Here is a 12,893-nt window from a genome sequence, read left to right on the forward strand (position 1 = left end):
GGCCGGTTTAGCGCTCGGCTAGTCGCCTTGCTTGTCGTATGTCTGCTGCAGCAGAGCCAGAACTGTCGGGATGTCCGCCGCCGTCTTGATCTGCGCATGGACATACCGGGGCGTTCCCCCAACCACTACGCCTTTTCCGATCGGGTGCTGAGTGGTGCTGAGGCCACGGATGTAGACGCTGAGGTGATCCCCGTGGACGAGCAGGTCGCACAGTTTCTTCTTGCGGTAATACTTGATGGACTTCACCCGCGATTGGCGAGTGATGTCAGGCGCGAGATGCATCAGCGCATCGTCGAATGATGTCCACACCGGCTTGAGCACGTGGCTCAGTTTGCTGGTGTGTACGTCGAGTGGAACCTCGGCGGCTGGCGGCAGCGTGGCCGCGAGATCCACGAGCGTTTGGCCGGACTCGGTGATCCAGTACAGCGGGCCCTGCACCTGGTTGGTCTTGCCTGCGGCCTCCTCCAGGACGAGTCGGGCCAGGCCGGTCGGCGAGTACGACTGGCCGTCGGCTTCCCAGATCAGCGGGGCAGCGGCGTCGTCCTGCCAGGTGGCAAAGCGACGACCGGTCTCGGCGTCGAGCCACTCCCCCATCTGGGTCTGGAGGTCGGGCGAGGGTGCCCGGAACTCAAGACGCTCCCCTGGGCTGAGCAGGTCAGCCTCGATCAACCGGGCCACCGTGGAGACCTCGCGCTGCTTGTTCTGCTTGGTGCTCTTGGCCTTCTGCTGCTCGTTGATCTCCGGGGAGAGGACGAACTCCTCGATGCCCGGCGGAGGGTAGTGCTGGGAGACGGTGACGAGGATGTCGTTGGCCGTCTGGTACGCCTGGAAAGCCAGGAGGCGGACGTCGAGACTCAGTTGCTGGTGCAGAAAGACGACGGTGGCCGTCACGGTCTGCGGGAAGTCCGCGGCCATGAGGACGACGCTGGGCAGCCGCAACGAGTCGTCGGTGATGGTGGCCCACTCGTCGAGTTCTGCGGCGGCCTCCTCGGCGGTGACGTCGGCGCCTCGGCGCTTGGACAGGAAGCGGGCGTGGACCTTGTCGAGGTCGTCGCGGGTGAACCGGGACACCAGGGCGGCGTACTTGAGCGCCTGCATCTCCACGGTGTCGGGCGCCTTGTCGCGCTTGAGTTCGACGACGATCAGGCGACCGTCGGCGTCCAGGGCCAGGACGTCGAGGCGGTCCTTCTCCTTCTCCCCCGTGTGCCCGGACCAACTGCCGAACTCAAACGCGACGATCTTCACGGACGGCCCGAGCACCTGCGGGTGGGCGATCACCCACTCCTGCAGGTGCTGGCGCTCCTTCAGTCCGGCATCGGCCAGGCTGATCGGCTGAGCAGCGACCGCGGAGGAGCCGCTGACGGTGAAGACCAGTTCCCCGTTCATGCGACGTCTCCCAACTCGGACTGAATGCGCTGGTAGACCTCGCGGCGAGCCCAGGCGGTGAGGGCCTCCTGGAACTCGGGCTTGTCGAAGAACATGCGGAACAGGTCGTCGTTGAGGCTGTGCCGCTGTTCGATGACGTCGGCGAAGCGCCGGTCGAACTCGAAGGCGAAGTTCTCCTCGGTGTTGGCCGAGGCCACCTCGCGTAGGTCCTCGTCGCGGACGGCGACCTCGACCTGCTGGTCGAACCAGATCTGGTCGGACTGGGTGAGGCTCATGCCGAACTTGTCGTTGAGCACGTCGATCAGCGAGGAGAGTCGGACCTTCTCGGGCAGGTGCTGCGCTCCCCTGCCGCCGCCCTGCATGCCGCGGACCGGCACGCCGTCGCCCTCGGCGAGGGTGACGTTCTGCTCGGCCTGCTTCTCGGTGCGGATGTGGGTGAGCACGGCGGCGGTGCCGAGGTCGATGTCGCCCCCGTCGTCGGTGTCGTCCTTAGGCAGCCGGGTGATCAGGATCCGGCCGTAGTAGTACAACTCCTCCAGGTCTGCGCTGGCGAAGGGCACGACCTGGCCAAGGAAGGCGTAGGTGCGGACGAAGTCCCGCAGCGCGGTGCGGAAGTCCTCACGGTCCTCGGAGTCCTCGATGGCCTGGTAGCGGACGACGGCGTTGTCGGTCTGCGCGTACAGGCTCTCGTGGTGCCTGGCGTCGCTGGTGAGCAACGCCGCGACGAGGGTCCGCATCTCGGTGGGGTCGATGACTCCGGCGGCGAGGATGCGGGTGCGCAGGTTGAACAGGACGTTGGGGTCCGTCGGTTCGGTCCAGGACTGCTCGTAGAACGGCTTGAACGCGTTGGCGATGTCCTCGGCGTCGTTGGCGAAGTCGAGCACGAAGGTGCTGTTCTTCCCCGGCATGGTCCGGTTGAGCCGGGACAGCGTCTGGACGGCCTTGACGCCCTCCAACTTCTTGTCCACGTACATCGTGTGCAGGCGGGGCTCGTCGAAGCCGGTCTGGTACTTCTCCGCGACGATGAGGACCTGGTAGTCGCCGACCGGGAAGCCGTTGTCCTCGTCGCCCTTGAACCGCTTCGCGGTCTCGGTCTCCGGGATCGGCTTGCCGTCCGGGGTCGTGTTCATCCTCGACTCGGTGTACTCGACGCCGCTGCCGTCGGGGTCGACCACCTTGCCGGAGAACGCGACCAGGGCGCGCAGGTCGGTGTAGCGGTTCTCGGCGATGTACGCCTCGATGGCCTGCTTATAGCGGACCGCGTGTAGCCGGGAGCGGGTCACGACCATGGCCTTGGCCTCGCCGTTGATCTGGTGGCGGGTCACCGTGCGGAAGTGCTCGACGATGATTTCGGCCTTCTGCGCCAGGTTCGACGGGTGCAGCGCGACGAAGCGGGCGAGCGCGGCGTTGGCCTTGCCCTTGTCCACCTCGGGATCCTCGGCGCCGAGCCCGTTGGCAAGCCGGAAGTACGTCTTGTAGGTCACGTAGTCGGCCAGCACGTCGAGTATGAAGCCCTCCTCGATGGCCTGGCGCATCGAGTACAGGTGGAACGGCTCTAGCCGGACCCCGCCCTCGAAGGCGAGGTCCACCACGTGCTCACCGAACAGTTGCAGAGTCTTGTGCTTCGGGGTCGCGGTGAACGCGAAGAACGACAAGTTGTCCTGCTTGCCGCGGATCGCCGCAGACTTACGCAGCGACTCAACGATGGCCGCGAACGCGTCCTCCGGGTCCCCGGCCTCCTCCAGGGCGCGGTCGAACTCCTCGGCGGCGTCCCACAGCGCGTCGGTGATTTCGTCCCTGCTCAACTCGTCGGCGAGCCGGTTGGCGACTTCTGGTTGCGTGCCGAGAACCGCCTTCAGGCCCTTGGCGGACTCCCCGGACTGAGAGGAGTGGGCCTCGTCCACGATGACGGCGAACCGCTTGTCACCCAGGTCGGTCGCGGCCTTCGCGATCACCGGGAACTTCTGCAGCGTGGTGACGATAATCTGCGCCCGCGACCCGGACAAGGCAGCGGTCAACTGCTTGCTGTTCTTGTCGATCCGCTCGACCAGTCCCGGGGTGTGGTCGAACTGGAAGATCGTGTCCTGCAACTGCCGGTCCAGCACCACCCGGTCGGTCACCACAATGATCTTATGGAAGATCCGCTCGTTCGCCCCGAGTCCCGTATCCCGCGCGTGATCGGTGAGTTCGGCGACGTCGGCGGGGGTGTGCAAGGTGGAAAGTCGGTGCGCCAGCCAGGCGATGGTGTTGCTCTTACCTGAGCCCGCGGAGTGCTGAGGCAGGTAATTGCGGCCTGCGCCGTAGGTGGCAGCGTGCCCGGCCAACTGCAGGACCGCGTGCCACTGGTGATAGCGCGGGAAGATGACCTTGCCGCGTGCCGCGGTCTTCTTCCCCTTCTTGGCGATGGGCTTCTCCTCGTGGATGAAGCGGCCGAACAGGTCCAGCCAATTGTCCCGCTGCCAGACCTGCTTCCACAGGTAGGCGGCGCGGTAGCCGGTGCTCGTGGGCGGATTGCCCTTACCGCCCGGCTTCCCCGGTCCGCCGGAGCCCTGGTTGAACGGCAGGAAGTAGGTGTCCTCGCCCGCCAGTCGAGTCGTCAAGAAGACGAGGTTGGGGTCGACGGCGAAGTGCACGACGGTCCGCTTGGCGAACACCAGGTCGTGCGGGTTGCGGTCCCGCCGGTACTGCTTCTTGGCGTCCTCGACGTTCTGATTGGTGAGTTCGTTCTTCAACTCCGCGGTCGCGACCGGCAGCCCGTTGATCAGGAACAACAAGTCCACGCTGTCCTGGGGGTTGGACTCCATCGCGTGCGCCTGTCGGATCACCACCAGCAGGTTCGCGTCATAGAGCGCCATCAGGTTCGGTGTGAGCGCATGCCCTGGCTTGAAGAACGCCAGTCGGACCTTGACACCGTTGTCCTCGACCCCACGCCGCAGCACATCCAGCGTGCCCCGCGCGTCGATCTCCGCTGTCAAGCGCTTCACGAACTTGGCCTCGGCCAGCGCCTCCGAGCCGTGGACCCGCACGAGCGACGTCCACGCCTTCGGCTGCGACGCCCGGAGGAACTCGAAGAGCACCGTCGGGGCCAACCCCAGGTCACGCCGGTAGTCGCCCGAGGATCCTGATACCCACCCGTCGGCGACGAGGTGTGCCTCGATGGCGGCCTCGAACGCGCCCTCGCTGTGCACAGGGACGGTCACGCCGCACTCCTGGCCGTCGTTACATCGAAGGCCCCCGTGACGGCCGCCGTCACCAACGCGCCCTTCCGCTCCTTTAGAAGATCGAGGCTTCGGTCTAGTAGGTCTTCGGTGCGACGCCGCTGGTCCACGAGCGCGTCCAGGGATCGTCCGATCTGCTCCTGTTCAGAGAGGGAGCGCGGGACCAACGGGAGCGCCTTCATGTCCTCGACTCCGAAGTGACGCTGAATCGCCCCCACAGAATGCTCGGAGATGCTCTCCTGTGCTCGACGGCAGTTGATGCCGTATTCGAGGTATCGAGGATTGAGCATCGAACCCGGGCGCACGATAACAACATCGACGCAGTTGGCGCCGATCAGGTCGTCGGGCACCTGTGCCGCAGCCCCTGCCTTGCCGGACCGTACGACGAGGATGTCTCCTCGTTGGAGTTCCGATCGCCGGTTCAGTGCGTGCCCTTCCCGGGTGATCTTCACTAGCCGGTCGGTAGGGGCGATCAGTCCGGGAGAGATGTCCTTGCCGCGAACCGCGGGAACGCCCTCCTGGTCTTCGGTGTAGAGCGCTGCTGGCTGAATGACGATCCCCACGCCCACGCGCTCGACCAGAAAGCGCGCAGGAATCTCGGGAGTGGCAGTACCCTCGGGACGAATGCGCCGCTCCACCTCGGCCTCGTAACGCTCAGAAAGCAGTGCTTTCTGCTGCAGGCGGAGTCCTAGCGCGCGATCGAGCAGACCAACCTGGGTGTCCAGGAAGTCAGCGATACGCCTCTGCTCGTCGAGAGGCGGAAGGTTGACGTCGAGATTCGCTAGTTCGTCCGACCGAAGCCCATAGCGGGTTACTCCGGTTGCAGCAACCGCCATCTGTTCGCGCGCTGAAGCCCCGCGCAGTGCCCAGCAGAGAAATCGAGGGTGCACTCCCGGCCGTGGGCGAACGATGGCGAGATGGTATCCACAGACAAAGTCGTCAGCCGTCCTGGCGATGTAGCCGCTTACGCCGATATCGTCAGCCGTCTCCGAGTCCTTGGTGAGAACTGTGTCCCCGACCTCAAGCCGGAAAGCCGCAATCTGCTGCGCTGAGGCCGAGGCGGCCATGAATTCACCATGGGAGGCGTCGATCGCATCGCCGTAGTAGACATCCGTGTAGTTGCACAGCCGGACCGCCTGCTCGCCCTCGTGCGTCTTCTTGTCGACGTTACTAACGCGAACGTCCGCGATGTACTTCAGTTCAGTCACTGAGCCACCTCGCGGAGGACCTTCTGGATCTCTGCTTCGACACTGCCTAGGTCGGCGTCGATCTGGTCGACGCTTCGCGGGGGTGTGTACCGGTAGAAGTGACGCACGAAGGGGATCTCGTAACCGATCTTCGTCTTGTTCTCGTCCACCCATGCGTCTGGCACATGCGGCAAAACCTGCCGCTTCATGTAGTCGTCGACGTTCTCGGTCAGCGGGACGTTCTCGTTGTCGCGGAGGTCCGGATCGGCTACAAGGCCCTTGCGACTCTTGATGGGCTGCCCACCCTCATCGCACTTCGGCCGCTCAACGACGATGCGCCTATAGCCGAAGTCCTCGTTGCGGAAGATCTTGACGCGCTGATCACCGGCGGCCTCGTCGAATGCATGGTGGTATACCCATGTCAGGTCCTCGATCTGCCGATCGGTGATGTACTTGCGCTTGTCGCCCAGGCTCTTGCGCATCTTGGCGAAGTCTTGGCGCGCGTCGAGGAGGACGACCTCGCCCTTGCGGTGGTCGGCCTTGCGGTTGGTAACGACCCAGAAGTAGGTGTGGATACTGGTGTTGTAGAACAACTGGTCCGGGAGGGCGACGATTGCCTCCAGCCAGTCGTTCTCGATGATCCAGCGGCGGATCTCGCTCTCGCCGCTGCCCGCACCGCCGGAGAAGAGCGGGCTGCCGGAGAAGACGATGGCGATGCGACTGCCGCCGCTGCCGTCTGCTTCAACGGGCTTCATCTTGCTGATGAGGTGCTGGAGGAACAGGAGGCTGCCGTCGCTGACACGCGGCAGCCCGGCGCCGAATCGGCCGCGGAAGCCCAGTTGCTGCTTCTCGGCATCGATCTGCTTTTGGATGCGCTTCCAGTCCACGCCGAACGGCGGGTTGGCGAGCATGTAGTCGAAGCGCTGGCCGATGAACTGGTCGTCGGACAGACTGTTGCCGAGCCGGATCCGAGTCGGGTCCTGGCCCTTGATCATGAGGTCGGAGCGGGCGATGGCCCAGGTCTCGGGGTTGAGTTCCTGGCCGAAGACCTCCAGACGCGCCTTCGCGTTCTGGCTCGCGAGGTGCTCCTGGCCACCGGTGAGCATGCCGCCGGTCCCCGCGGCGCAGTCGAACATCGTCCGCACAGGAGCGCTGCCACGCAGCGCGTCGTCGTCCTCGCTGAAGAGGATGTTGACCATTAGGCGGATGACTTCGCGTGGGGTGAAGTGCTCACCGGCGGTCTCGTTGCTCATCTCGGAGAACTTGCGGAGCAGTTCCTCGAAGATGTAGCCCATCGCCTCATTCGGCACGGCGTCTGGGTGGAGGTCGATCTCGGCGAACCGGCCGATGACGTGGAACAGCAGTCCGGCGTTATCGAGGCGGGTGATGTGGTTGTCGAACCCGTACTTGTCAAGGACCTCGACGGCGCCGGTGCTGAAGCCGCGGATGTAAGTCCGCAGGTTCTCGGCGATGTTGGGAGCGTCTTCGAGGAGGCGGTCGAAGTTCAGCGGGCTGATGTTGAAGAACGACTGTCCGGCGGCACGCAGGAGCAACTGCTCCGGGTTGTCGATCTTGCCTTCCAGGTCGGCGGCGCGCTTGATCACCGCGTCCTTGGTGGGCTCCAGGACGCAGTCGAGGCGGCGCAGGACGGTGAGCGGAAGGATGACCTGGCCGTACTCGTGGGCCTTGTAGTCGCCTCGGAGCAGGTCGGCGACCGACCAGATGAAGCCGACCTTGTCGCTGAAGCCCTGTACCTGGGTCACGTGCGCCCTGCTCCCTGCCATGCGGTTACGTTCCGTGCCGGTATCGGCAGGCGTCGACGCTAACTGACCGGTCGGACAGGACGTGGGACGCGAACCTCTGGGTCCGTGGTGAGGTGCGTGCCCGGCTCCGCGGCCACTCGGAGCCGGGCACGCGGTCCTGCCGAGGCGGCGGACGCTATGACTGACCCTTGGGCGGGGTCGAGTCCGTCCGGGCTGGTCGCAGTCGCGCTCGGTGCCGGTCGCCGCCGTCGCTCAGTCGACGGCGACCGGCGCGGACGGTAGCCCAGCGAAGCGACAGGACGGAGCGGGTGGCCCTGCGGCGGCACCTCGGCTGTGCCTCATGTTGTTGCTGGCGGAAGTTGTGGCCTACGTCGTGGAGCCGGACGGTGCCCGGACCGCCGTCGAGTGCTGGCGCTCCGGGGTTGCATTGGCGGTCCTGATGGGTGCTGCGCCGCCAGACCCATCCGCCGTGCGGCGGGTGGGTCTGGCGGCGCTCCCTGGATCTGCAACGGGACCGTCGACAAGGACGGTGTCGTGGCAGGGTGGCTCTGAGCGAACAACGCCGACGGATCGAGGGCGTGGCTGCGGATGCCTACAGGACCGAAGCACTACCGCTTTATCGACGCGCAGGAGGTAGGGCAGTCAGGCATCGCGGAGGACTGTCGCTGCATGATCGGCGAGGACCACGAAGACGGTCAGGACGCCCCCTCGTACAGCGTCTACGACGCTGCAGACGCCTGGTTGTCGTCCGGTCAGGACGAGGACTACGCCTTCGGCTACAGCGAAGACGAACTCAGGCGCGCCGCAGGGCAGGACTGACAGCACCTCGCTGAGTGCCGCCAGGTGGCGGGCCGAGGTTGATGCTCTTGTCGGTCGACCTCATCGTCCGCTGGTAGCGCTGGTTGCTACGACCTTGGCCGTCGGACCGTCCGACTACGACCCCGTCCTGACGCGGCGGCCTTGCACGCGACGAGTAGTCCCGCTCCCGGCCTGTACTCGACTCGTCACCCGAAGATCAGTCGAGTGGTCGCGGTTGAGTTAGGACTCGGTGCAGGACCGCGAGCAGGTTCCGGTCCAACGGCAGGACGGCGTCGTCCAACTGGCCTTGCAGGCTCTGCGCGGTGGCTCCGGGACGGCGGACCAGAGCGACGAGTTCGCCGACGGCTCGGCGGTGTTGGTCGATCAGCGCTCGGAGTTCGAGGACGGTGTGTCCGTCGAGGACGACGCCGTCGGTGGTGGTCAGCCATCCGAGGTGCTGTTCAGGTCTGCGTTCCCCGCGGCTGATCCGCTGGTACTCGGCTTCTGCCGCCCGGCGTGCCACCGCCTCGACGGTCATGCGGCTTTGGGCGGCTCGGACGTGCTCGTCAGAGCAGTAGAGGCTGCGGCCTCGCTGCACCAAGGGAGCGCGGCAGTAGCCGAAGGCGCAGCAGCGGACGCCATTGATGACCTTGGCGGCAGTCGACGGGGCGTCTTCGGTCATGGGTGCTCGCCGTTTCGGACAGGTCCAGAGCGCGTCGGGACCGTGCTGTGCAGGGAGGAGGCGCCCGAGAGGAGCCGCCCCGTCGAGCAGCACAACCCTAGGAATGCGCTAATCAATTGAGAGATCCGGGAGTAGCCGAGCGCGAGACGCATGGACGCCGTCAAGCCACTTGGTGCAGCCTGACGCGGTACGACTCACGTAGCGCCGCGCTCCGCCCGCACGGGCGAGAACGCTCGTCAATTGAGAAGAAGTCCTTTTCGTCGAGTGACGTGGGCCGGTGGGCCGATGCGCTCGCCATGCCTCATCCCAGCCGCACGAGCCACCTCGCGGCCGTCGACGCCGACGGCCGCGACGTCGTCACCCCCGCTCCGACGCAGGGCGGGAGACCGCCCTCCGGGCAGGACTTGGCAGGTGCCCCAGCCGCGCCCTACGGTGTCGACCCGATCGAACACGTGTTCGATACCAGCGAGGGAGGTGGCGGTTGTGGCGGTGCTGGAGCGGGGGCTGCGCGTGCGCAAGGGCAGGCAGAGACCTCAGACCTGACGGCGAACCCTGGTGAGCCGTCAGGCCGGGGGCTCACAACCGACGACTCGATTGGAGCACCCGTGCCCACGCCTGCTCAGCCACCCGTCCCCGCGGTGCCGCTCCCACGAGTCACGATGCGCAGTCTGTCCGCACAGGTCGGCCTGCCCACCCCGCTGTACGACCAGCAGTCCACCCGTACCCACGACAGCCGGGCGTGGGACAGCAAGGTCGGCGTACTCGTGCACCGGGTCGTCGGGGTGCTTGCTCCGGTCGCCCAGGCCAGCGGCCCGCAGACACTTCGTTCGTCGCTCGCCGCCACGGTGGCCGCCACGGTCACCGACAAGTCGATGGGGCGGCTGGACAAGGCCCGGACCCGCGTGTCCGGCATGGTCAGCCAGTACCTGTCCGCCTTCGTGCCGCCACCGCCGACCACGTTCCTCGGCGCCGAGGTCAGCGCGGGCACCGGCCGCGTCGACCTGGCCTGGGAGCACCCGACCGTCGGCGTCTTCTTCGACGAGATCAAGACATGGCGGCACGTGCAGCCCAGCCTCGATGAGGAGACCTGGGCGCAGGTCCAGCGGTACCTCGCCGCCGGGCAGGAGACCTACGGTGACCGGTTCGCGGGTGTCCGCGTCCTGACGCTCAGCCACCGCCGGGCGTGTGTCTGGATCAGCCCGCGGGGGATGCTCCAGTCGCTGGTCACCTCGCCGCTGAACCCGGCGGCGCTCACCGCGCAGGACGCGGCATGACCGGCGCACGGCGGCTGTCCGCCGCCCAGCCCGAGTCCACCGCGCCCGCCGGGGCGTCCGCCCGGAGGCGGCACAGTTGGTCAGACCGGCAGGCGGCGGTCGCTCAGTTGCGACGCCTGGCCAACGGTGGGCGTCCACTCCCGCTACACGTGCAGGCGGTGGCCGCGAAGTTCGGCGTCTCCACCCGCGCGGTCTACCACTGGTTCAAGACGATCGACCCGACGGCGCCGCGTCCGGACAGCGCGCGGAAGGTCTACACCCCGACCGTCAAGCACCTCACCGTCTTGGCGCACGAGCGGACCATGACCGCCGCCTTCGACGCGCTGGAGGAAGCCGGAGAGATCACCTGCTCCTACGAGACGTTCGCGCGAGCGATCCGGGAGCGGACTGACCCGACGGTGCTGGCCGCGGTAATCGACGGCTATCCGGGGCTGGTCAACAACCGCCCGTACTTGTCGTGGAGGCCGCCGCACCGCAACCACACCTGGTACATGGACCACACGGAACTGGACCTGTGGGTCTGGCCGTCCCACAAGCACCGCTCCCCCATTCGCCCACAGGTCACGGTGATCGTGGACGGCTACAGCAGCCTGATGCACGCGATCCCGTGGAAGACGCACGTCAACGGGGACATGGTCGCCGCCGGACTGGTGGAGTTCGGTATCGAGCGGGACTACTTCGGGGTCCGGGTCGGTGGCATGCCCGAACAGGTGGTGTGTGACAACGCCGCCGCGCACTTCGGACCGAGCATGCGCGAAGGCGTCCAGAACCTCGGCTGGATCATGACGCCGACCGCGGCCTACTCCTCCTGGCAGAACGGCCCCGCCGAACGCCACCTCGGCCTCCTCAACCAGCGGTTGGCCAACCGGGCGCCCGGCGCTACCAACGCCGGAAAGATCCACACCGGCGCCTCCCGGCACGCCGCGAAGTTGCCCAAGGACATCAAGCCGCACGAGGTGCTGGCCTGGACCCCGTTCACTGATCTGCTGCAGGACGCCGTCAACGAGATCAACACGACGATCCGGATGCGCAAGCACGGCGACTATCGGCTGGGCGCGTACGCGGCGGACCCCACCGAGCAGCGGTTCCTCGATCCGGTGGAGTACCGGACGGCGCTGATGACCAGCGGCGACATGACCTACATGTGGACGAAGAACGGCCTGAACTTCGACGGGGCTTTCTACTTCGGCACCGGGATGCAGTACGGCCGCCGCTACCTGATCCGCTATCTGCCCACCAACCGGGACTTCATCGAGGTCTTCGATCTGCACGGTGAGTGGGTGTGCCAGGCCATCCGGGCCGACCGGATGACCCGCGAGCAGGTGGCTCCGTTCATGGCCGAGCGCGCCGCGAAGGAACGCGAGTTCAAGGCGATCGAGGCAGGGGTCATCGCTCACCGCCAGCAGATGGCCGCCGCGGCGGCGGCGGGCGCCCTCTACGGCGACGAGGAGGGCGACTACGACGGCAGCGCCGACCGCGCCGCCGCCCTGGCCGGTGACTCGGACACCACCGACACGGCAGCGGACAGCGTCGCCACCGAGGACACCCCGGCCGCCGAGGGTGACGCGCTCCCGCCAACGCGGCCCGCGACGCGGACCGGCCGGAAGTCCGGGCGCCCCGCCGCGCCCCGCGTCCCGGTCACCGCCGAGCCCGATCCCGCCGTCGAGGCCGCCCGCGCCGACGTCAACAACCGGCTCTCGGCCAAGTACGGCGCCGCGCTGCCCGGGATCACCACGTCGCCCCCGGCCGAACCGTCCCCCGCCCGGACCACCCCCGACGACCCGAATCCCGCCCAGAACGACCAGGAGATCCCGTGACCCGCCTCGCCGTCGACGGTGTGATGCACCAGCAGACCGTCGCCCTCGGCCTGGAGACCAGCCTCGTGCAGACCGAATTCTTCACCGACGGCTTCCTCACCGCCCAGGCGGTGCTCGATGGCAACGACATCGTGGCCTTCGACGGGCCCCCGGGCACCGGCAAGACCACCTGCGCCCGCTATGTCGCCCAGCACGCGCAGCGGCCTGCCGCGGTCGCAACCATGTCGTTCCGGCCCAAGCCGCTCGACCTGCTCCGCTACACCCACGTCGCTCTCACCGGCCTGCCGCACACCGGCACCCGCGTGCAGATGCAGGACGACCTGCTGCGCATCTTCCGCACCTGGGGTGGCGTCCTCATCGTCGACGAGTTGCAGAACACCCAAGCCAACGCCCTGCAGGAACTCGTCTGGCTCTACGAGGAGAGCGACCACGCCTTCGGGCTGGTCGTCGTCGGGACCGGGGTCATCAGCGCCGCCCAGCAGTATCCGCAGTTGCTCAGCCGGATCATGGGTGAGGTCACCTTCGCGCCCCTGCGCGGAGAGCGGCTCATCGCGGCCGTGCAGCGGCTCGACGCCCGCTTCGCCGCCACCCCGACGCGGCTGCTCGCCCAGCACGACCAGGCCGCCTGCGCCGGACTGCTCCGCCGCTGGGTGCAGACCGTGCGCTGGCTCAACCGCCTTGACGTCACCGGCGCCGTCACCGCCGACGACCTCGCCCAGATCCGCCGCAAGTTGCCGACCCTCGCCTCCCCCGACGCCTGACAGGACG

At 67.0% G+C, this 12,893-nt stretch carries 9 protein-coding genes; 4 read left to right on the forward strand and 5 right to left on the reverse strand.

All coding sequences use genetic code 11. From position 1 onward, the window contains the following. Positions 1-18: 18 nt before the first annotated feature. Genes ACI78R_RS07860 through ACI78R_RS07875 form a run of 4 tightly spaced genes read right to left on the reverse strand, consistent with a single transcriptional unit; the run spans position 19 to position 7,554 of the window. Complete coding sequence (locus tag ACI78R_RS07860; protein WP_457040272.1) at positions 19-1,386, reverse strand: DUF5655 domain-containing protein; 1,368 nt, start codon at positions 1,384-1,386, stop codon at positions 19-21. After that, on the reverse strand, positions 1,383-4,586 hold the full coding sequence (locus ACI78R_RS07865; protein WP_457040273.1) for a type I restriction endonuclease subunit R: 3,204 nt from the start codon (positions 4,584-4,586) through the stop codon (positions 1,383-1,385). The genes ACI78R_RS07860 and ACI78R_RS07865 overlap by 4 nt, the downstream gene beginning before the upstream one ends. After that, positions 4,583-5,812 carry a restriction endonuclease subunit S gene (locus ACI78R_RS07870; protein WP_457040274.1) on the reverse strand — a complete coding sequence of 410 codons (1,230 nt, stop codon included), beginning with the start codon at positions 5,810-5,812 and terminating at the stop codon, positions 4,583-4,585. The genes ACI78R_RS07865 and ACI78R_RS07870 overlap by 4 nt, the downstream gene beginning before the upstream one ends. Continuing rightward, a complete protein-coding gene (locus ACI78R_RS07875; RefSeq protein WP_457040275.1) occupies positions 5,809-7,554 on the reverse strand; it encodes a type I restriction-modification system subunit M in 1,746 nt (581 codons plus the stop codon). Before ACI78R_RS07875 ends, ACI78R_RS07870 begins: the two co-directional genes overlap by 4 nt. Before the next feature lie 669 nt (positions 7,555-8,223). Between ACI78R_RS07875 and ACI78R_RS07880 the strand changes: the two genes are divergently transcribed. Then, the gene (locus ACI78R_RS07880) at positions 8,224-8,373 is read left to right on the forward strand and encodes a hypothetical protein (RefSeq protein ID WP_457040276.1); all 150 of its coding nucleotides are present in this window, start codon (positions 8,224-8,226) and stop codon (positions 8,371-8,373) included. Positions 8,374-8,569: 196 nt separating this feature from the next. Here the strand turns inward: ACI78R_RS07880 and ACI78R_RS07885 are convergent, their stop codons facing one another. Next, the gene (locus ACI78R_RS07885) at positions 8,570-9,034 is read right to left on the reverse strand and encodes a hypothetical protein (RefSeq protein ID WP_457040277.1); all 465 of its coding nucleotides are present in this window, start codon (positions 9,032-9,034) and stop codon (positions 8,570-8,572) included. A 659-nt stretch (positions 9,035-9,693) separates the two neighbouring features. Here ACI78R_RS07885 and ACI78R_RS07890 point away from each other — a divergent pair. The 3 genes from ACI78R_RS07890 to ACI78R_RS07900 all read left to right on the forward strand — a co-directional run bounded on the left by ACI78R_RS07890 (position 9,694) and on the right by ACI78R_RS07900 (position 12,886). After that, positions 9,694-10,308, forward strand: coding sequence for a hypothetical protein (locus ACI78R_RS07890; RefSeq protein ID WP_457040278.1), 615 nt, complete (start codon positions 9,694-9,696; stop codon positions 10,306-10,308). Positions 10,309-10,466: 158 nt separating this feature from the next. Further along, the gene (locus tag ACI78R_RS07895) at positions 10,467-12,125 is read left to right on the forward strand and encodes a hypothetical protein (RefSeq protein WP_457040279.1); all 1,659 of its coding nucleotides are present in this window, start codon (positions 10,467-10,469) and stop codon (positions 12,123-12,125) included. Continuing rightward, positions 12,122-12,886 carry an AAA family ATPase gene (locus ACI78R_RS07900; protein WP_457040280.1) on the forward strand — a complete coding sequence of 255 codons (765 nt, stop codon included), beginning with the start codon at positions 12,122-12,124 and terminating at the stop codon, positions 12,884-12,886. Before ACI78R_RS07895 ends, ACI78R_RS07900 begins: the two co-directional genes overlap by 4 nt. Positions 12,887-12,893 lie beyond the last annotated feature (7 nt).

It is taken from the genome of Geodermatophilus sp. SYSU D01106, from assembly GCF_054049995.1.